The organism is Chryseobacterium oncorhynchi, assembly GCF_002899895.1.
Lineage (GTDB): Bacteria > Bacteroidota > Bacteroidia > Flavobacteriales > Weeksellaceae > Chryseobacterium > Chryseobacterium oncorhynchi.
Map to the genome: position 1 here is coordinate 1,250,794 of NZ_PPEI02000001.1, position 20,549 is coordinate 1,271,342.

17 protein-coding genes are annotated in these 20,549 nt (G+C 37.0%); 9 read left to right on the top strand and 8 right to left on the bottom strand.

Annotated elements, in window-relative coordinates; genetic code table 11:
• The first annotated feature begins 51 nt into the window (after positions 1–51).
• From C1638_RS05610 to C1638_RS05640, 7 genes are all read left to right on the top strand, one after another.
• Positions 52–3,090 carry a choice-of-anchor I family protein gene (locus C1638_RS05610; protein ID WP_109618951.1) on the top strand — a complete coding sequence of 1,013 codons (3,039 nt, stop codon included), beginning with the start codon at positions 52–54 and terminating at the stop codon, positions 3,088–3,090.
• Positions 3,091–3,256: 166 nt separating this feature from the next.
• Positions 3,257–3,646, top strand: a complete 390-nt coding sequence (locus C1638_RS05615; protein ID WP_109618953.1) for a DUF3060 domain-containing protein — start codon at positions 3,257–3,259, stop codon at positions 3,644–3,646.
• A 162-nt stretch (positions 3,647–3,808) separates the two neighbouring features.
• On the top strand, positions 3,809–4,216 hold the full coding sequence (locus C1638_RS05620; protein WP_123838340.1) for an HYC_CC_PP family protein: 408 nt from the start codon (positions 3,809–3,811) through the stop codon (positions 4,214–4,216).
• A gap of 69 nt (positions 4,217–4,285) precedes the next feature.
• Positions 4,286–5,671, top strand: coding sequence for a TolC family protein (locus C1638_RS05625; protein WP_109618958.1), 1,386 nt, complete (start codon positions 4,286–4,288; stop codon positions 5,669–5,671).
• 14 nt (positions 5,672–5,685) lie between these two features.
• The gene (locus tag C1638_RS05630) at positions 5,686–8,838 is read left to right on the top strand and encodes an efflux RND transporter permease subunit (RefSeq protein WP_109618959.1); all 3,153 of its coding nucleotides are present in this window, start codon (positions 5,686–5,688) and stop codon (positions 8,836–8,838) included.
• A 12-nt stretch (positions 8,839–8,850) separates the two neighbouring features.
• Positions 8,851–9,933: an efflux RND transporter periplasmic adaptor subunit gene (locus tag C1638_RS05635; RefSeq protein WP_109618961.1), complete on the top strand. Its 1,083-nt coding sequence runs from the start codon at positions 8,851–8,853 to the stop codon at positions 9,931–9,933.
• Positions 9,934–9,941: 8 nt separating this feature from the next.
• The gene (locus tag C1638_RS05640; RefSeq protein ID WP_109618963.1) at positions 9,942–10,370 is read left to right on the top strand and encodes a hypothetical protein; all 429 of its coding nucleotides are present in this window, start codon (positions 9,942–9,944) and stop codon (positions 10,368–10,370) included.
• Between the two features lie 121 nt (positions 10,371–10,491).
• Here the strand turns inward: C1638_RS05640 and C1638_RS05645 are convergent, their stop codons facing one another.
• The gene (locus C1638_RS05645; protein ID WP_045500144.1) at positions 10,492–10,740 is read right to left on the bottom strand and encodes a NifU family protein; all 249 of its coding nucleotides are present in this window, start codon (positions 10,738–10,740) and stop codon (positions 10,492–10,494) included.
• Between the two features lie 48 nt (positions 10,741–10,788).
• Complete coding sequence (locus C1638_RS05650) at positions 10,789–11,895, bottom strand: Mrp/NBP35 family ATP-binding protein (protein ID WP_109618965.1); 1,107 nt, start codon at positions 11,893–11,895, stop codon at positions 10,789–10,791.
• A gap of 149 nt (positions 11,896–12,044) precedes the next feature.
• Here C1638_RS05650 and C1638_RS05655 point away from each other — a divergent pair, with 149 nt between their 5' ends.
• Positions 12,045–12,500: a hypothetical protein gene (locus tag C1638_RS05655; protein ID WP_109618967.1), complete on the top strand. Its 456-nt coding sequence runs from the start codon at positions 12,045–12,047 to the stop codon at positions 12,498–12,500.
• Positions 12,501–12,509: 9 nt separating this feature from the next.
• Here the strand turns inward: C1638_RS05655 and C1638_RS05660 are convergent, their stop codons facing one another.
• Complete coding sequence (locus C1638_RS05660; protein ID WP_123838341.1) at positions 12,510–14,852, bottom strand: TonB-dependent receptor domain-containing protein; 2,343 nt, start codon at positions 14,850–14,852, stop codon at positions 12,510–12,512.
• 233 nt (positions 14,853–15,085) lie between these two features.
• On the opposite strand from C1638_RS05660, the gene C1638_RS05665 reads away from it, so the two are divergent.
• Positions 15,086–15,505, top strand: coding sequence for a hypothetical protein (locus C1638_RS05665; RefSeq protein WP_109618971.1), 420 nt, complete (start codon positions 15,086–15,088; stop codon positions 15,503–15,505).
• A gap of 100 nt (positions 15,506–15,605) precedes the next feature.
• On the opposite strand, the gene C1638_RS05670 is transcribed toward C1638_RS05665, so the two are convergent.
• The 5 genes from C1638_RS05670 to C1638_RS05690 form a co-directional block, all read right to left on the bottom strand.
• Positions 15,606–16,070 (bottom strand): hypothetical protein, encoded by a 465-nt coding sequence (locus C1638_RS05670; protein ID WP_109618973.1) that lies wholly within the window; start codon positions 16,068–16,070, stop codon positions 15,606–15,608.
• Positions 16,071–16,094: 24 nt separating this feature from the next.
• Entirely contained in the window at positions 16,095–16,571 is a 477-nt protein-coding gene (locus tag C1638_RS05675) for a hypothetical protein (protein WP_123838343.1), read from the bottom strand.
• A gap of 161 nt (positions 16,572–16,732) precedes the next feature.
• Complete coding sequence (locus C1638_RS05680) at positions 16,733–17,137, bottom strand: hypothetical protein (protein ID WP_109618977.1); 405 nt, start codon at positions 17,135–17,137, stop codon at positions 16,733–16,735.
• A 148-nt stretch (positions 17,138–17,285) separates the two neighbouring features.
• The gene (locus C1638_RS05685; RefSeq protein ID WP_109618978.1) at positions 17,286–17,912 is read right to left on the bottom strand and encodes a hypothetical protein; all 627 of its coding nucleotides are present in this window, start codon (positions 17,910–17,912) and stop codon (positions 17,286–17,288) included.
• The coding region (locus tag C1638_RS05690) for an RHS repeat-associated core domain-containing protein (RefSeq protein WP_185140407.1) at positions 17,887–20,549 on the bottom strand (2,663 nt) is incomplete at its 5' end. The genes C1638_RS05690 and C1638_RS05685, both read right to left, overlap by 26 nt.

Here is a 20,549-nt window from a genome sequence, read left to right on the forward strand (position 1 = left end):
TAGTTGCGAAACATAAAGTTCATTTTTGTATTCATCTAACTGAAGTAAAAAATGATCAACAACTACTTATTAAAAGGGTCTGTTATAGCCGCATTCTTTTTACAGAGCGGACTTTTCGGACAGACACTGATTCATTACTGGAATTTTAACAATAATACATCCTCGGCTTCCATCACTACGCCATCATCTACATTGGCGAATGGTTCTCTTATGGCCATAGCCGGTGGGACAAGTGTGATAGATTTCGCTAACGGTACCGGACAAAATTTTAATATTGATAATTTAAATGCCAGAAATGGTGATGCCTCCGGAACTCATTTGCGGTTCAACAGCCCGATTGGCGGAGCATTACAATTCAATCTGCCAACCACAGGATATAATAATGTGGTGGTAAAATTTACGACCAGAAAATCTACCCAAGGAGCAGGAACACAAACATGGTCTTATACAACAGACGGGACTACTTTTGTTCCCTATCAAACGGTGACTCCTCAGGATGCTAATCCGCAATTGATCACTTTTGATTTTTCTGCCGTTGCGGGAGTCTCCAATAATCCGAACTTCAAATTAAAAGTTGAATTCTCGGCAACAGGAGGTGGAACCGGTGGCAACAATCGTTTTGATAATTTCACGGTGGACGCCAATCCTACAGGAGGTATTGATACCACTCCTCCTACTACAACTTATCTTCCCTCAAACAACACAAATAACGCTTCCACTACTGTAAATCCTACCATTTCCTTTAATGAAAATGTACGACTTATAGACAATTCTACGATTAACGATTCTAATGCACAAAATATTGTAGAACTTCGTCTGGGAAATTCTACAGGTACACAAGTTCCTTTTACTACTACTTTCAGCAATAACACAATCACTGTAATCCCTACTTCCGGCTTGTTACCGGGTCAAGTATATTATTTAGCACTTAAGCCTAATACCGTAGAAGATTTCAGTGATAATGCGGTAGCTACAATAACTTCCAGTACATTTATAACTGCCGGAACTTCCATTTCTCTTGATAAAAACTTTATAAAAGTTAATGAAAATTCAGGAAATTTGGCCTTTAAGATCAATGTAGCCAATCCGTCAACGGCCACTGTAAATTTGGTGGTGAAACCGGCACCCTTTAGTACCGCAGACAGTAATGATTTTACTTTGGCCAATCAAACCATCAATATCAATTCTTCTACAACAAGTTATACCGTAAATATTCCTATTATTGATGATACATTGGAGGAACAAAAAGCAGAGTATTTTGTAGTAAGCCTTGAAAATCCGACTGGGGCAACAATTTCAGGCGATAATTCAGCAACAGTTTATATTGTTGATAATGATAAACCGGCTCCTGTTCCATCCAATCAGATACAATTGAATTATATCGGAAGCTTTGACCCATCCGGAAACAATAACAGCTCTACAGAAATTGTAGTTCATGATAAAGCTACGCAACGACTGTTTACCATCAGTTCCATTACAGACGTTTTTGATATTATTGATTTTAGCAGCCCTACTACTCCATCGGTTATAAAAACTGTAAATATGGCTCCATATGGGGGTATCACAAGTATTGCCGTAAAAAACGGAATTATTGCAGCAGCTTCTCCCAATGTCAATCCACAGCAAAATGGATCTGTAGTCTTTTTTGATATTAACGGAAACTTCCTTAAACAAGTTACCGTAGGTGCTTTACCGGACATGATTACTTTTACGCCTGACGGAACAAAAGTGGTTACAGCTAATGAAGGAGAGCCTAATGATGCTTACACCGTGGATCCAGAGGGGACAATCAGTATTATTGATATTTCTGGAGGAATTGCTAATCTTGCTCAAACTCATGTGACAACGTTAAATTTTAACAACTTTGATTCTCAGGTTGCTACTTTAACAGCTACCGGTTTAAGAAAGGTAAGAACAAACAATACCTTATCTCAGGATCTGGAACCTGAATATATTACGATAAATGCAGACAGCAAAAAAGCATGGGTAACCCTTCAGGAAAATAATGCCATTGCTGAGGTTGATCTTACGACTAAGACTATAACCGGCATCTGGGGGCTAGGTAAAAAGGATATGAGTCTTCCGGGTAATGGTTTTGATGCTTCAGACAATAATGGAGAGGTTCTTATTGCCAACTGGCCTGTAAAAGCTTATTACATTCCTGATGCCGTGCAAAACTACAAGGTTGGAAACACCAATTATATCGTAACCGCCAATGAGGGAGATGAAAAAGATCTTCCCGGATATAGTGAAAGAACAACTGTAGGAGCCAATAATTATATATTAGATCCTGCTATTTTCCCAAATGCTAATCTATTAAAAGCTTCACATAATCTTGGAAGATTCAGAGTATCATCAGCTACCGGAAATACGGATGGCGATACAGATTTTGAAGAAATTGCAGCCTTGGGAGCACGCTCATTCTCCATCTTTAATGCAGATACAAGACAACAGGTTTATGACAGTGGAGATCAGTTTGAAAGATATATTGCAGCGAATCATCCTTTAATTTTCAATGCCGATAACGAATCCAACACTATTAAAAGCAGAAGCCGCGCAAAAGGCCCTGAGCCGGAAGGAGTAGCATTGGGAACCATCAACGGACAAACTTATGCTTTCATCACATTGGAAAGAACAGGAGGGGTAATGGTTTACAATATCACAGATCCAAGCAATCCTACCTTTACAGATTATAAACATTCCCGTTCTACTTCAGCATATGGAGGAGACAACGGCCCCGAAGGAATTATTTATATCGCTCCTGAAAATACCACAACCAATAAAGGTTATGTCATCATTGCCAATGAACTTAGCGGAACCTTGTCTATGTATGAAGTAGCTGTTGCTCCTACCTTAGGAACCGGTGAGGTAACACCAGAAAAAGCTACTTTCAATGTGTTTCCAAATCCTGTAAATAAAGGAAATACACTATATTTCAACAGAAAACAGGACTACGAATTATATGATATGTCAGGAAAACTGATTGGAAAAGAAAAAAATGCTTTAACAATAAACACTTCAACCCTTTCTACAGGAGTTTATCTTGTAAAAACCTCGGAAGGACATCTGAAGAGAATTATTGTAAAGTAGTTGATATTTTATTATTTAATTGAAGCTCCCTTTTGGGAGCTTTTTTGTTATTGGGATTTATTATACAAAGATTTTCCTTTCAAAAATTATCATCATTTAACTTTTGATTAACAAGGTGAAAATTATTTTATATCTATATTTATCCCGAACAAAAACCAAATTCAAAATGAAAAATATTAAAACGGCAGCTATTTTAGCCATTCTATTTCTAGGAACAGGCAAAGCTTTTTCACAATCCAGAAAAACAGAATCTACCAAAGGCGTAGAACAGTCTGATAACAAAAAAATACAGGTAGAAGGTGTTGGACATAAGCTCAATTATACTCTTAATGGTGGAACAGTTGAGGTTTCGGGAGGGGATAATACCGTAATCATCAAGGGAAATGCAAAAAAGATTTCCGTTTCAGGAACCGGAAACAAAGTATACATTGACAAAGTAGATAAGGTAGCCATAGAAGGTGGTGATAACACGGTGTATTATAAAACAGCCGGAACAAAAACAGGAAAACCAGAAACCGCCCTTACCGGTGTAGGAAATAAGGTGGTGAAACAATAAAAAAAATCAATCAAAACAAGGCTTGGATCATTCATTCAGGCCTTTATTTTTAAAATACATTATCGTTTCATTTTTTGAAGAAGCTTTTTCCTTAAAAATATAAACTTCCGCCATAATTATATAACACACTCACTCTTATTCATTCTAATTTTATCCCGCGAAATGAAAAGAGTCTTTCACATACTGTTTATCCTCCTTTACATCGTGGTTTCCTCAGGGTTTACTACCAGCAGACATGTATGCAAAGGAAACTCAAGTGAAATACATCTGGGCCTTAAAAAACTTTCTGATCTGGACTGCCCGAAATGCAGTGCCAACAAAGAAAAAAATCATGGCAAATGCTGTAAGCTGGAAGTAAAAAAAATCTGTAAAGAAGACAATCTTCCCCATTCTTACAAAAACTCTCCGGTAAAGTTTTTATCAGCATCCATTCCGTATTACAATCTGGGGACCCTATTTGATCAGGCAATAGCTATTGATCCTGAAGACCACCCTTCCTATTTTGATCCCTCAAAATATCATCTCAATTACCCCTCCCTTTTCATTCTTCACTGCGTTTATAGAATTTAGAATACATTGAATCATACTCTGATCCCGATGGGGACAACTATTTTTCAATTTTAATTCTAAAAATATTCTATGAATTTATCATTCAGAGCACTCATCTTATGGCTGGGCTGCCCTGCCCTATCCTTTGCTCAATTCACGAGCTTGGAGGATGTACTTCTAAGGGCCGAAAAAAATTACCAGTCCATTCAAAAAAAAGAAATCAACATACAAGCCTCCAATGAAAGGCTTCAACTTCAAAAAACCTACTATCTTCCGGAAGTTACCCTAATGGCTCAGCAGAGTTTTGGGACAATCAATGCTCAAAACGGTCCCATGTACAATATGGGAGGAACTGGAATTGCCTCTACTTCCATGCCTTTGGCAGAGCAAAACTGGAATGCAGGATTCGGGAGTCTATATCTTGCCAATATCAATTGGAATGTCTACACTTTTGGAAAGCTTTCCACAAAAGAAAATGTAGAAATAGCTGATACAGAACTACAAAAAGCGGACTTAAAACAGGAGGTATTTCAACATCAGATAAAGGCCGCAGCTGCATACTTTAATCTTTTGGTAAGCCAGCGTCTTGAAAATGTACAGCACGAAAATCATAAACGTTCAGAAGTCATTTATTCCATTGCTCAGGTAAGAGCCAACAGCGGATTGATTCCTGAAGTAGATGCCTCTCTGGCAAAGGCAGAAATGTCGAGCGCTCAAACCGCGATCATCAATGCCAATGATCATGTGCTGGAATACAATAAAAAACTGGCAGACCTGCTGGCAGAAAATTTTAGTGATTATCAATTAGATCATTATTTCAGTAAGAATACGCCTTACTCAATTCAGGAAACCTCGTCTTTGGATAACCATCCCAGCACTCTTTTTGTTGCTCAAAAAATTAATAAAAGTAAACAACAGGAAGCTTATCTACATACTGCAAGTCTACCGTCTATTTCTCTTTTTGGTACATTTCAGGGGCGTGGATCCGGTTTTGCATCCAATTATGTTCAGGATAATTCTGCTTACTCATCCTCTTATTTAAAAGGAATTGGAGTAGACCGAATGAATTATATTGTGGGGTTCAATCTTAGTTGGAACCTTACTGACTTTTACAGAAACAATTCCAGGGTAAATGAGCAGAAACTGCTGACAAAAGCATTGGATTTTGACTATCAGCAGTTACAGCAGGAACTTCATAATCAACAGAATCTTTCTGAATTGAAATACAAAAATGCAGTAACAAAGGTCGCTGAATCCAAAATACAACTTCAGGCTGCTACCGATGCCTTTCATCAACAAAAAGCCCTGTACGAAAACGGATTAACTACGATTGTAGACTTTACGCAGGCTTTGTATCTTCTGAACCGTGCTGAGATTAATTATGAAATTGCTCAAAATAATTCTTGGCAGGCCGTTGTGCTCATTGCAGCATCCAAAGGAGATATCTCCGTGATTACAAAAGCAATTACCCACTAACCAAAAATTTACATATGAATCTTATAAAGTTTGCATTACGCAGACCAATATCTGTAATGGTATTGGTATTGGGGCTATTGTTTTTCGGAATCAAGGCAGCCAAAGAAGTCAAGGTAGATATTCTCCCTGAGATGGATCTTCCTGTAGTGTATGTTGCCCATTCCTTTAATGGATATACTCCTCAGCAGATGGAAGGATATTTCACCAAAATGTATGTGAATATGCTTTTGTTTACCAACGGAATAAAAAGTATTGAATCTAAAAATACCCAGGGACTTACCCTGATGAAAGTCAATTTTTATGAGGGAACTAATATGGGAGAAGCCATTGCACAAATCAATGCACTTTCTACCCGTTCGCAGGTATTTTTACCTCCTGGGGCACCACCTCCGTTTATTATTCGTTTTGACTCCTCTTCACAACCGGTAGGACAACTTGTTTTCCGAAGCAATACAAAAACAAATAATGAGCTGCAGGATATCGCCAATTTCAATGCACGTCCTTTCCTGATTGCCATTCCTGGATTAACTACTGCTCCGCCGTTTGGGGGAAGCCCGCGTACCATAGAAGTCAACGTGAATCCAATTAAACTGCGCGCACATAATCTATCTCCTGAGCAGGTGGTAGAAGCTATAAGCAGGAATAACATCACTTCCCCATCAGGAAATGTGTATATAGGAGAAACCAATTATCTTACTCCTACAAACAATACGGTAAAAAAAGTTGAAGAACTTGGAGACATTCCTCTTTTCAAAGGAACAGCAGATAATGTTTATGTTCGGGATGTAGCCACCGTAAAAGATGGAGCAGATGTAGCCACCGGCTATGCATTGATTGATGGAAAACGTTCTGTGTACATCAATATTGCCAAAGCCAGCAACGCTTCTACTCTTGAAGTCGTTAATAAGCTGAAAGAATCATTGCCGAAGATTCAGAGAAATATGCCTGATGATGTACAGATTTCCTATGAATTTGATCAATCGGTTTATATTTCAAGTGCCCTGAAAAGCTTAGCTGTTGAAGGAATTCTGGGTGCTTTACTGACAGGACTTATGGTGATGCTTTTTCTTAATGACCGCAGAGCTGCATTAATTGTTATTATGACAATTCCTATCTCCATTATTTCGGGGGTATTATTTCTGAAATTATTCGGACAATCGATTAACATTATGTCTTTATCCGGACTTGCTCTTGCCATAGGAATTCTGGTAGATGAAAGTACCGTTACCATTGAAAATATTCACCAGCATTTTGCAATGGGGAAAACCCGAGCACAGGCTATTTGGGATGCCTGTAAGGAAATTGCCTTTCCGAAGTTATTAATCATGCTTTGTATCCTCGCTGTATTTGCTCCGGCATTTATGATGAGTGGTATTCCGGGATCGTTATTTATGCCTTTGGCAATGGCGATAGGCTTTTCAATGATTGTATCCTTTATTTTATCACAAACCTTTGTACCGGTAATGGCGAACTGGATGATGAAACATGATCCTAAAACCTGTGAAAATCACAAACCAAATTGGTTTACCCGTTTCCGTGACCGCTTCACTGAATTTCTATCTTCTCTGATGAAACGCAGAAAGCTTATTGTAAGCCTTAGCCTCGTCATTGTTTTGGGCATTGGATTTGGGCTGTATCAAGTGACCGGAAAAGATGTATTACCTACCGTAAACTCACGTCAGTTTCAAGTTCGTATAAAAGCTGCTGAAGGAACCCGTATTGAAGTCACAGAAATAAAGGTTAAAAAATTTCTTGAACATCTTAAAAATAAGGTTGGAAAAGACAATATTGCCATTTCTTCTGTATTTATCGGGCAACATCCATCTACGTTTGCTGTAAGCCCAATCTACCTTTATAATGCAGGTCCTCATGAAGCTTTAATGCAGGTTGCCCTTAAAGAATTTAATGGTAATTCCGATGAATTAAAGGATGAACTACGAACGTATTACAAGGAAAAAATGCCTGATCTTCAGATTTCTTTTGAACCTATTGAATTAACTGAAAAAATTCTTAGCCAAGGGACGAATAATCCTGTCGAAATAAGAATTTCAGGGATGATGAAAAAGATGAACCGTATGTATGCAGAAAAGCTTTTAGCCAAGATCAAAGAAATTGAATACATGCGAGATCAGCAAATCCCACAATCGATGAACTATCCTGGTTTACAGATTAATATTGACAGGGTAAAGGCGGCCCAATTGGGACTGGACGCTCAGGATATTGCTAAATCTTTAGTGACAGCCACTGCTTCTACCCGCTATACCAATAAAAACTTCTGGGTAGGAGGAATGATGGGGATTGCCTATGATGTACAGGTACAAACCCCACAAAATATTCTGAACAGTAAAGAAGAATTGGCCAATATTCCGTTATCTAAAAATTCTGACAGGCCTGTTTTGGGAGATGTTGCCACCATCACTTCATCAAAGGAATTGGGAGAAAGTTATAATCTGGGGACAATGGGTTACACCACGGTTACAGCCAATCTCCATAAGACGGATCTGGAACAGGCTTCCAAGGATGTAAAGAAAGCCATTGAATCTCTTGGTGAACTTCCGAAAGGAATAAATATTGAAGTTTCCGGAATGGCTCCTGTATTGGATGAAACCATGAGCAGTCTTTCTTCCGGACTTCTCATTGCAGCAGCGGTAATTTTTCTGATGCTGGCAGCTACTTTTCAGTCTTTCCGTGTTTCATTGGTTATTTTAACAACGGTACCGTTTGTTATTGTAGGATCACTGACATTATTAAAGCTTACAGGTTCTACCTTGAATCTTCAGTCGTATATGGGATTAATCATGTCCGTTGGAGTTTCCATTGCCAATGCTGTTCTGTTAATCAGTAATGCAGAAACCATCCGAAAATCAACAGGAAATGCATTAGAGTCTGCTATTGAAGCAGCAAAACTCCGTATCCGACCAATCATTATGACCACATTGGCTATGGCTGCCGGGATGCTTCCCATGGCTATAGGCTTTGGGGAAGGTGGAGATCAGGTTTCACCGCTGGGCCGTGCCGTAATCGGAGGGCTTATTTTCTCAACGTTCTCTGTTCTGGTTATTCTCCCGCTTGTTTTCGGATGGATACAAAACAACGCTAGCATCATTTCTCCGTCTTTAGATCCTGAAGATGAAGAAAGCATCCATTATTCTAATTCCAACTTATAATTTTTACATTCAATGAAAAATATATTATATACAGCCGCTATCCTGATTCTTATGGTAATTCCAGCATCCTGCAGTAAAGAAAAAGCAGCTCCCAAACAAGAAATGAAGCCCATGATGATGAACAACATGGAAACGGTAAGCATAAAAAAAAGTAATCCAAAAGTTGAGCTTAAACTTCCCGGAGAACTGGTTCCAGATCAAGAAACAGCATTATTTGCTAAAGTGCAGAGTTATGTAAAGAAGATTAATGTAGATATTGGAACCTACGTAAGTGCGGGACAGATTCTGATGGTTTTAGAAGCTCCGGAAATACAATCTCAGGCAGCCAATGCTAAAGCCAAATGGCAGGCACAGGAAGCAATATACACCTCAACAAAGGCAAGCTATGAAAGAATGTATAGGGCCAACGAGACCAAGGGTGCCATTGCAAAAGATGCGCTGGACCAGATTACAGCCCGAAAGCTTTCTGATGCGGCACAGGTTAACGCAGCAAAATCAGCGTATCACGAACTTCAGGATATCAACCGTTATCTGGTGATCCGCGCTCCTTTTAGTGGAGTCATTACGGAACGAAATGTAGATCTGGGAGCCTATGTGGGGCCTATGAGCGGAACTCCACTCATGGTTATTCAGAATACATCAAAATTGCGACTGAGTTTATCTGTTTCTGAGGCCAGTGTTCCTTACCTCAATGTGGGGGATACCATTTCATTCAGAGTAAATGCTATTCCTGAAAAAAGCTTTAAAGCCAGAATTTCCAGAAAATCGGGTTCATTGGATCTTAAACTGCGTTCAGAGAAGATAGAGGCCGATTTCGCAAATCATTCTAAGGAATTAAAACCATTTATGATTGCAGAATCTATGATTCCTTTACAAAATACCGAAGCAACATTTTTCATTCCAAGATCTGCCGTGGTAGAAAGCAATATGGGAATTTATATCATCAAGAAAGAAAATGGAAAAGCAAAATTCATCCCTGTCAAAAAGGGAAGAATCATGAATGATACCATCGAGGTGTTCGGAGAATTGTCAGAAGGAGACCAGATCATTAAAAAAGGAAATGAAGAAATTTTAGAGGGAAGTTTAATTAAATAATATCAATAATGAAAGCAGTATTTAGAAACACATGGATCATTCTTTTCAGTGCAACCGTTTTGTTTGCTTGTAATAAAGAAAAGGAGACAATAAAAAATGTGGAACCTATGACCACACAGAAACCTCAACCTACAGCTTCCGGACAGTATGCAAAAGGCAGCCATGTTCCGAATGAAACAGTCTGCATGGTTAATAATGCTTATATGGGTAAAAAACAAATGGAAGTTCCTCACAACGGCAAAATGTACTATGGTTGCTGTGAGATGTGTGTAAAAAAGATTCCAACGGATAAAACTGCCCGAGAAGCTATTGATCCATACAGTGGAAAAACAGTGGATAAGGCGGATGCCTATATTGTAATGATCAGTGATGAGGGCGAAGTGGCCTATTTTGAAAATGAAGAGAGCTACAATAAATTCCGAGCTCAAAATTCATAGTTATATTTTTCAGATTAATTGTTTTAGGGCTTGGTAACTTTGGTTATCAGGCTCTTTTTATAGAAAACAAAAAAGACAGGCCTTGTATAAAAGCCTGTCTTTAAAAATATCTCAGATATAATTATTCTACGTTTACTACCTTTTCAATTTCCGGTGCATGTTGTTTAATTGTATTTTCCACACCTAGCTTTAGGGTTGAAAAATTTAACGAGCATCCGGAACAGTTACCCAGAAGTTTTACAAAAACCTGATTATCTTTCACGTCAATAAGCTCTATATCACCTCCGTCTTTATTCAAAAACGGTCTGATGCTTTCTAAAGCCTCCATTACTCTTGTTACTGTATCTTCGTGCGTTATGTTTGTTTCCATATTTTTTCAGTTCAATTCGGTTTTTTCAAATTTGATTGAAAGTTATTATTATTTTGCCTTTGGTGAGCATCCTGCCATGGTAGAGATCTTCACTGCTTCAGTTGGTGGAAGACTTTTATTTCTTTCTACCAGACTTTCTACCATCTTTCTTGCAGTTTCAGTGTAGATTTCTGAAATTTTAGAATCTTCCTGAAGTGCAGCCGGTCTTCCAACATCTCCTGCTTCTCTGATACTTTGGATCAACGGAATTTCTCCTAATACCGGAATTCCAAGATCTTCTGCAAGATATTGTGCTCCCTGGTTTCCAAAGATATAATATTTATTCTCAGGAAGTTCTTCCGGTGTAAAATACGCCATATTTTCGATTAAACCAAGAACCGGAATATTGATACTTTCCATTTGGAACATTGCAATCCCTTTTCTTACGTCTGCCAAAGCAACATGCTGAGGCGTACTTACGATCACCGCACCTGTTACAGGTACCTCCTGAATGATTGACAAGTGAATATCACCTGTACCCGGAGGAAGATCTATTAATAGGAAATCCAATTCACCCCATGCAGCATCTCTGATCATTTGATTCAGTGCTTTTGAAGCCATTGGACCTCTCCAAACTACTGCCTGGTTTGCTCCCGAAAAATATCCTATTGAAAGCATTTTCACACCATAATTCTCAATAGGCTTCATCAGGCTCTTTCCGTTTACTTCTACAGAAACCGGTTTTTCGCCTTCTGTATCAAACATGGTAGGAACTGAAGGACCATAGATATCGGCATCCAATAATCCTACTTTAAAGCCCATTTTAGCCAATGTTACTGCCATATTTGCAGAAACGGTAGACTTCCCTACTCCTCCTTTACCGGAAGCAATAGCGATAATATTTTGAATTCCGGGAATTTGTTTTCCCTTGATCTGACTTTGCTGAATTTCACTAGGTTCCGGAGAAGAAATTTTAAGTTTTAAATGAATGTCTTCTCCAAACTCACTGGCAAAAGCCTGTTTCATTGCAGCTTCCAGTTTTTTCTTTTCGTGCATTGCTGGCGAATGAGCAGTCATGTCAATATAAACATCATTACCCATTATCTGAAGATTATTCACCAAATCGTCTACTTCTATTTCTTTAAGGAAATCTTGAACCTTTTCTTTCGTCAACATATAAATATAAATTGTTTACAAATTTACGGATTTTTTCGATAATTTAGAATCAATAAAATCTATAATATCAGGTGATAAATCAGATCGTTAAAAATTTTGTTTATTCTATTTTTTATCCTGACTTATGATCAACCTCCAAAACAAAATCTATGGAAACCACTGCTTATCCATCCAAATACGCCTCTCCCAAAGGAATCTTCACTGTTGGAAAAACAAGATTTAAATGGTATGATCTGGCAAAAGATCCTGCTGAGGTTTCTTCACAGGACATTCATCATGCTAAAATATGTATTGAAAATGCACAGGAAAACTTCCAAAACATTGATGATCTAGGATTTGTCATCATGCATCGATGTGGTGAAAACTATCTTCTTTTGGTCTGCACATGGCGCAGTGACAATGAATTATGGGAAAGTGTTTACTATGACGGTACAGGTAAGTTTGAGGTATGGGATAGAAATAAAACCCACCTCCCAACGTATTGTGTATGGGAAATGGGAATTGTTTACCATGAGTCCCAGGCATGGAAAAAGCACCTGGGAACTGCAAGGCATGAAAGTCATAAGGTGGAATATCTTAATAACTTTTTTGAAGGCGAGGTCTGATTTCACGAATCAATTCGCCCTGTATTTTTCATCAAAGTTTACATTTCTGCCGGCTTCTTTCACTTTTCTATTTCCAAAGGTGTAGGTTGCAGACAACGTAAATCTTCTGGTATCATAATAATTGTTATAGGAATGTGTTCCTGTGGAATAATAAATTTCTCCGATACTTCTTGCTTGTTTGAAGATATCAGATACCGTTGCATTGATCTGGAGATTTTTTTCCATGAGGCTTATTTTAAGGCCAGAGGTAAAGTTTCCGGCAAAATCCATATACACATTTCCGGAATTAGATGGCAAACGGAACCAATAGTTAAGAATCAATTGAATCGTTTTACTTTTATTCAGGGAGAGGTTATTCTGAAAATTAAAATCATACCCATATCCTTTTTTAGATAAGGCATCGGTCGCAAAAACCTCAGTACTCATATAGGATACATCTGCAGAGTAGTTCGCTTCCCAAAATCTCAGGAATGTATCCGAATAATTCAGGGTAACGCCGAGATTATTCTGATTATAAAAATTGAAAAATGTACTGGTTCTACTTTCTCCGGACAAGCTTACTACCTGACCAAATGCATCCAGTGTTCTCTGGAAATAAACAGAAGTAGATAATTTTCCCTTATAAACATGTGAAAATTCAAAATTATGATTGATTGACGGCTTCAACAAAGGATTTCCGGTGAAGTAAGAATTAATATTGATATACCAACGATACGGATTAATGGCCCGAAATCCCGGTCTGTCGATCCTTTTGGAATAGTTCAGGTTGAATGTATTATTTTCGTCACTTTTATAAGCTACATAAGCAGTCGGAAAGAATTTTCCATAGGAGTTTTCTGTCTGTTGTCCGGATGTTAGAGAGTTTCCATTGACTGTAGAATATTCATAACGAAGTCCGGCTTTTGCGGACCATTTTTCGTTGAATGATTTTTCAAAACTCATGTAGGCAGCATAGTTTTTCTCATTATATTCAAACTCATTACTCTTTAATGGGTCTGGAACATAACTTCCATTATTCAGATTTTGATAGAAAATACTTGAATTATTATCAAAATTAGTAAACTTCACTCCTGCTTCTGTCTTTGCAAGCTGATAAGGCAATGTAAGGTCTGCCTGCCCTGAATATATTTTATAATCTACCATGGATGGGGACTTTACCACAAAACTATTCCCAGAGTTTTCCGTTGTGGTAAAATCAATGATATTCTTAGGGGTATTGGAAAAATAATTTCCTGTGATGCTTAGTTTATTATCCTGTTTTCCAAATTTAAGGTCGTAATATCCACTGACCGTATGCTGAATGGTTTTTCCTCTGTGTTCGGCATCGGTAGATAAAGTATTGGTATATATTCTATTCTGAAAATAGTCTGAAGTATTCTCAATATCCATATTAGAATGTCCAAGACCATAGTCATAAATAAATCCAATGTTGGATTTTTTCCCCAACTGATAATCAATACTTAGGTTAGCTCCAAGCCCATCTCCAAAATCTCTTCGGTCATCATGACTTTTAAGTCCCTCTGCTCCTTCTATCCAATAGTTTTCAAAGGAATGTCTTTCGTATTTATTTTGTCTTAATTTTAGGGAAGAACGCAACTTTTCGTTTTGATAATTGATTGTTGCGCTGTTTGAAAATGCGGTATAGGTCTGCTGTTGAAGACTTGTTGTCAAACTTCCGCTCCATCCAAGGTTTTGATTTTTCTTAAGAACAATATTGATAAGTCCACTGTTCCCTTGTGCTTCATACTTGGCCGGAGGTGTGGTAATAACTTCAATTTTTTCTATATTTTCTGATCTGAGGCTTTTAAGATACGTAACAAGTTCGGTGGATGAGAGATTCAGAATTCTTTCGTTAATCATTACTGATACTCCACTTTTTCCGGCAATTGAGACTCCTGCATTATCGTCTACCTTTACCAAAGGTGTTGTTGCAAGGGCGTCTGCTCCATCCATTCCCTGTGAGGCTACGGAATTGCTCACATTAAAAACCAATCTGTCTGCTTTTCTTTCGATTAGTTTTTTTCTGGCAGTAAGGGTAACGCCTTCAATCTGTTTTTCATTTTTTCTCTCGATGAAGAAATCCTGCTTTATATCACCATTTACCACAATATCCATAGTGGATATTTCTATACCCTCCTGTATTAATTTTATATTGTAATTCCCATTTTCAAAAAGCTTCAGTGTATAATTTCCTTTATCATCCGAAATGGCAGTCTGCTTTTTTTGGTCCTTTATTGCTACCACTTCAACATAGGAAACTGAACTTCCAGCCTGAGTAATTTTTCCGGTCACCGTCTGAGAAAATAGGGCCATTGGCAACAGTATCATCGCTGAAAGTAATGTTCTCTTCATTTCTATGGTTGTTTTTAATAGAACAATCCATGGCTTTTGTTTGTTACATACAATCACTTATTTTTAATGTTAAAAACAATTTCATCGTTATCATACAATACATTCTACAATCCCTAAACTTGTTGTAAATATTCTTAAAATATGCTCTAGATAGATGTATCTTTAGAACCCTTTTATTTAAAACGACAGAAATAATTGAGTAAAAATAGTTTAAGTACAAAAAATCAAAATATATGAAAGTGATCGCTTTATCAGGAGCAGTAGACACAGGAAAATCACATACAATTAATATCGCATATGCTTTTCTGCTTAGGGATGGATATGTACAGGTCCCCGGGAATTTCAGGGTTTTGGGAAATTCTAATAATAAAGACTTCATCGATATTCTAGAAAAAGATGGCAAAAAAGTAGGTTTTGTCGGGATGGGAGATTACATCATAGGACCAGGCCAGAGTCTAAAAAGTTTACTTGAAGAACTTGAGACCAAAGGTTGCGATTCTGCCTTGTGCGCAGCTAGAGATATTCCGAGAATATTAGCTGCAGTACAGGCATACCCTGATCATATTATTATTCAAAAAACGCTTTCTACTGGCGAGGAGAATCATAGAATTGTGAATACCAATGATGCTATTGTAATGATTAACGAAATATAGTTTTGGAAGTAAACCTCATGCACGTTGTGGGTTCTTATATCATCTTTTAAAAGTAGTTTATAAAATAACAAAAGTCACCGATTTTGGTGACTTTGTTACTTTAATTGATTTCCAATATATTTATTTCTAGGAAATTTTCAATATGATTTAGAAATCTAGTTTTTGAAATAATATCTAATATGTCCTGAGGAAGGTTTTCTAACTTCAATGGTTCTTTAGGAATGGCTACTAAATGATAATGAGGATCTAAAAAATTACTTAAAACTGTTTTGTCATAAGAATAAAGACCTTTTTTCGTCATAGAAATGTAGTTTTCTAAATATCTTTCATCAGCTCCTGAACCGAATGTCTTAATTAATAAACTGTCTAATTCAAGATTCACTAAGACATCCGATACTTCAGGTAAATTCCTAAAATAATTGACTAATACCTGATGTTCTTCTTTAGATTCTGCTACCGAGTTGGGTAATTTCCCGCCACCAGAAGCCATAAATCCTATATATTTACCATCTGTAAAAAACCAATCAATATCTAAAGTTTCTTGTTCTATTTCTGTTATCATCATCAATATTTGTCTGTCAAATGTTTTCTATAATTTTGACTCAATATCAGGAACAAATCTTTCATTACAAAAACTAATGAATTCATTGGAATTTATTGGAGGGGGTTCTTCAATTGTAACACAAGCCATCTTAGAATTTAAATAGCTTTTAATTTCCTTAAATAATTGAATACTTTTTATGGAAGACGGATCATTTCCATACATAGAAAGTCCAAAAATCATTTTCCCATCATCTGTATATTGCAATGTAATTTGTTTAATTTCTGATGATCTTTCTTTATTTTCAAAGTAAATAGTATATTCAAAATCTGGATTATTTTCCAGGTGTAAAAGCAGTTCCTTAACAGAATAGTAAACTTTTTCAGGATGATTAGAAAACTGAGGGAAAGGGTAATCTGTTGCTAATTCCTTACCTCCCAATGGAAAATATTTTGCAAAAAAATTGCATAGAACTTCTAACTTTCTACTTTCAACTAGATAATATGAATCTATGTATTGTGGCATAATTGTATTGGTAAATATACATTTTTCTTTGATTTATAATATTCCAAGATAGGTAATAATGCGAATTAAAAATCCATAAAAGACAAAATCAGAATAGGGATTTTCCTATTCTGATTTAACTATATTTGAGTAATAAAACTAGTCAACTTTTTCAGGACGACTCATCTCCTTAATTTTTCACATCTACATGGGGATGGGGCACTACCTATACCAAGGGTATCTAGATGTAGATAATAATTAGTCTCTTTATTTTCAATAAATAATGTTGAACTATCTTTCTTTTTAGAAACATAATCTCCTATTTTAATTTTATTTTTCCATTGACCGAGAAGAGGTAAACATATTTTACCAAAATTCAAATAAGGATACATGTGATTTACTGTATCTGCAATCTCTCCTAAGTATTTATATTTATTCATTTCAATTGGTGAAAAATCATTTAAAAAAAGTTTTTCATCCGATTTAAAAAAATCAGACATATTTTTTTTATCTGAATTAAAATAAAAAAACAGAAAAATAAAACCTATAAGCGAAATTAAAAATATTATTTTGATATTTTTTTTCATATTCTTTTGTATTAATTTAAAACTATTTTTTAGGAGGTGTCATCCAAAATAATCCCGTAACAGTATCCGAAACTTATCCTAATAATCTCTCTAATTGCAAACCACCGCAATTGCGGTGGTTTCCTTATTTATCTACTTGCAAATCAAACTATCTAGTTTCTAACTTTCCATTAAGTATGGTATAATAAAAATATTTTCCTTTAATCCTTTTGATGACGTAATAATCATTTCGTTGGTATCGAGATATACTATCATCCATTTTCTCTCCATTTAATGTAGCTTGAATAAACTGAAGTTCATTTTTAAATTTTCTTTCTTTTTCTTCATAAACCTTTCTTTTCATAGGAATATCATATACATTTCTTGCTTCATCATAATAAGTAAACTCTACAACTTGCGTCTTATCGGTTTGGAGTAAACTAACCGTAGGAGCAGGAATATAAATATCATATTTCTTCCAATTGAAAATAATAAAGTCTCCTTTTTCGTCCGGTAATGAAGCCAATAAAGTGTTAGTACCATCTATGAAATTATCAAAGATAATCCCTCTATCTTTACAACCACTAATCATCAATTTTATGACTTCCTTATTATCATCCGTATTTTTTATTTTATCAATTTCTGATTCTTTAATACAATATTCATAAGATTTTTTCTTTTCCGTTTCAAAAAACGGTTTGATTTGTTGATTCTGAGCATAACAGGATTGTATGCAGAATAAAACCAAAAAATTAATTAAATGGCTGTAACTATTTCTTTTTTGTACGCTTAACATTATCATAATAATTATATCTTCCTTTTAAAACTGATGAAGCTCCTATTCCATATACTGATCTTGCAGCGTTTGCTCTATCTTCTCCTTCGCTTCCGTTACGTCCGTTATATTCAAAAGGAGTATTGGCAGATCTGTAATAAAAACTACTCCCTGCACAATCAATCAAAACCGTTTGTGAATCTAACCCCCCAAAAACTTTAGGATTTGTCGAATATGAAGTCCTTAAGGGCAATCCATTTTCTGCACGGATCATATTCTCTATATGCGAAGCAAAAATTTCACCTCTGCTTACCCCAAACCAACCTCCTTTTGGGTAGAATTTATTTTCATCTCTTTTATGTCCTAATTCATGTCCAAGACTTACAAAAAACGGAGAATCTACAAATCCATTTGTCGTAGGAGTTTTTGCACTAGCTTTTGGGTCTATTTTAATAGGACCTAATGAATTTATTCCAGCATCTCCGGCATTTCCTTTATCATACATAATATTGACATCATGTTTATCATTATCAAAATAAGAAACTAAGTCTTTTCCTGCATCTCCACCACTTTCTAACGTTGATAAACCTGCAATAATTCCAATAACATTGTCAGAAAGTGTGACATTTTTATCAATAGCTACCCATTTTCCGTTTACTTGATGTTGGGTTTGTCCATTAGAATATCTATACTGATTATCTCCATCTGTAATACTAATCCATAAACCATCTGGATCAATGAATCTTATCGGATTATTAATGGCATAATTGTAAGGAGAAAAATTATGTCCCTTTTCACTTAAAGGATCTATTTGAGTCCATCTTCCTAAGTCAGGCATGTAACTTCTCCAGCCGTAGTCATACATCCCTGTCTCCTGAAGCTCCTTGCCATTGTACTTGTAATTCTTATAACTACCTACTCCAAAGAATGCATTCCCTGTCTTCAAATGGTTCATCCCAAAAGGATAATAGTCGTTGGCATCTGTTATTTCCAGAGCACCTATATTATTTTTTCCAAAGCTTACCCTCACATTTCCTAAATGATCCCTGTACTGGTAAATATACATCTTTTTCTGGTAATCATAAAAGCCCTCTGCTGTTGGAAAAAACTGCAGTTCAGGGTTGTGAGGATTCTTGATGATTCCGCCTCCATCACCCCCTGTTGGAGGGATAACCACACGACTCGCCATACTGAATGCCTGTTGTTCTAATGCAAACGCGGTTTCTCTGGAAAAAGACTCTGAACTTCCACCTCCTGAGTTGGTGACTTCCCTTTTAAGGTATTGAAAGCCATCAAGGTAATCCGTAATTTCCTTTGTCCAGCTTGTACCAGCAACTCCAACTGAAGTTTGCGTGTTCTCCTTTCTCAGCTTTACCCCATCAGCACTATAGTTGGTCTTTGCCTGGGTGGTGATAGGATCATAGCCTATATCCAAAATACGAGGCAGGTTCAGGAAGTTGTAGCTGATGCCTGTGATCTGCTTATCCAGCATATTGATCATGTTTCCGTTGGAGTCATAGGAAATAGTGTTTCCTCCGCCCTCATATCCGGCCTTGTTATGTCTATTATCTTTCACATCCAAAAGACGGTTTCCAAGACTTGTCGGAGGACCATAGTTATACACCAGATCATCAATAACCTCCGCTGTGGTCCCATTCATGGCAGAGGTTCGATATAGATTGGTAATGTTTCCATTCAGGTCATAGTTTATTGCCTCCGTGTGCTCCTTGCTCCATGGGTTGTTGGGATTTTGGTAGTATCCGGCTGTAAGCCTGTTCAACCCATCGTAGGCATAACCGTACCTCTTGGGTTCCAGGGGAGGATTGGCTCCCAGAGATTCCACGGCACGCCAGTCCACCTCGGCAATGTTTCCATTGTACATGGGCTTTACATTCTTGCCTGCAAAAAGGGTGGTATCGGGGTTGGTGGTTCCGTTCTTTTGGTTATACTTGATCTTGTAGGAAAATAGTTTTCCTCCCAAATCAGATAATGACATCTGTCCCGGGTTGATATCGGTCATCCATCCCCTGATATTGTAGGCATAGTCAATGCTTTGTAGACTATTTCCAACCACCTTGTTCTTAAGCTGGGACAATTCATTGTAGGAGTTTTCTACCAATAGCTGCTCAGGCCAGTAATCCACCTGATGATAGTGCTTCAAAAGTCTGTTTTGATTATCATATTCAAAACGCTCCTTTACCGTTACCTCCGGTTCACCTGCTCTCCTTAGATGTTGGGTTACCGTATTTTTGGGAACCCCAGCAAAGTCCAGCTTAGACTCAGTCCTGGTATATCCTCCCAAGTGATTGATGGAATGGGTTCCAATGGCCCTACCTCTGGTATCATAATAGGTGTAGCTCTTTGTCCAGTTGTCATCCTCAATGTTCTTCACCAGGTTCATTACGGGAAGTCCCTTGGTACTTTTTCCCCCAGTAGGAACATCTGTTAGAGGAGCTTCTCCTTGAATAAATTGTGGAAATGATGGATTAAAACCGTAAGTAGGGTAAGAATCGTAGTAATTGACACTTAGAATGGTTGGGATTTCTCCTACAAAATAGACATCTGTGTAATAGATTGTCATTCCATTTCGAGTAAATCCTGTGGAGCTTCTTTCTTCAGCAATGGTTATATTATTAATCTCATTTTGCCTGCCTGCTC

What these genes read in the sequence shown, in the direction of transcription:
- C1638_RS05620 (WP_123838340.1), top strand. Translation starts at nt 3,809, where the DNA reads ATGAAAAGAGTCTTTCACATACTGTTTATCCTCCTTTACATCGTGGTT.
- C1638_RS05665 (WP_109618971.1), top strand. Translation starts at nt 15,086, where the DNA reads ATGAAAGTGATCGCTTTATCAGGAGCAGTAGACACAGGAAAATCACAT.
- C1638_RS05670 (WP_109618973.1), bottom strand. Translation starts at nt 16,070, where the DNA reads ATGATGATAACAGAAATAGAACAAGAAACTTTAGATATTGATTGGTTT.
- C1638_RS05655 (WP_109618967.1), top strand. Translation starts at nt 12,045, where the DNA reads ATGGAAACCACTGCTTATCCATCCAAATACGCCTCTCCCAAAGGAATC.
- C1638_RS05615 (WP_109618953.1), top strand. Translation starts at nt 3,257, where the DNA reads ATGAAAAATATTAAAACGGCAGCTATTTTAGCCATTCTATTTCTAGGA.
- C1638_RS05650 (WP_109618965.1), bottom strand. Translation starts at nt 11,895, where the DNA reads ATGTTGACGAAAGAAAAGGTTCAAGATTTCCTTAAAGAAATAGAAGTA.
- C1638_RS05645 (WP_045500144.1), bottom strand. Translation starts at nt 10,740, where the DNA reads ATGGAAACAAACATAACGCACGAAGATACAGTAACAAGAGTAATGGAG.
- C1638_RS05675 (WP_123838343.1), bottom strand. Translation starts at nt 16,571, where the DNA reads ATGCCACAATACATAGATTCATATTATCTAGTTGAAAGTAGAAAGTTA.
- C1638_RS05635 (WP_109618961.1), top strand. Translation starts at nt 8,851, where the DNA reads ATGAAAAATATATTATATACAGCCGCTATCCTGATTCTTATGGTAATT.
- C1638_RS05640 (WP_109618963.1), top strand. Translation starts at nt 9,942, where the DNA reads ATGAAAGCAGTATTTAGAAACACATGGATCATTCTTTTCAGTGCAACC.
- C1638_RS05660 (WP_123838341.1), bottom strand. Translation starts at nt 14,852, where the DNA reads ATGAAGAGAACATTACTTTCAGCGATGATACTGTTGCCAATGGCCCTA.
- C1638_RS05680 (WP_109618977.1), bottom strand. Translation starts at nt 17,137, where the DNA reads ATGAAAAAAAATATCAAAATAATATTTTTAATTTCGCTTATAGGTTTT.
- C1638_RS05625 (WP_109618958.1), top strand. Translation starts at nt 4,286, where the DNA reads ATGAATTTATCATTCAGAGCACTCATCTTATGGCTGGGCTGCCCTGCC.
- C1638_RS05610 (WP_109618951.1), top strand. Translation starts at nt 52, where the DNA reads ATGATCAACAACTACTTATTAAAAGGGTCTGTTATAGCCGCATTCTTT.
- C1638_RS05685 (WP_109618978.1), bottom strand. Translation starts at nt 17,912, where the DNA reads ATGTTAAGCGTACAAAAAAGAAATAGTTACAGCCATTTAATTAATTTT.
- C1638_RS05630 (WP_109618959.1), top strand. Translation starts at nt 5,686, where the DNA reads ATGAATCTTATAAAGTTTGCATTACGCAGACCAATATCTGTAATGGTA.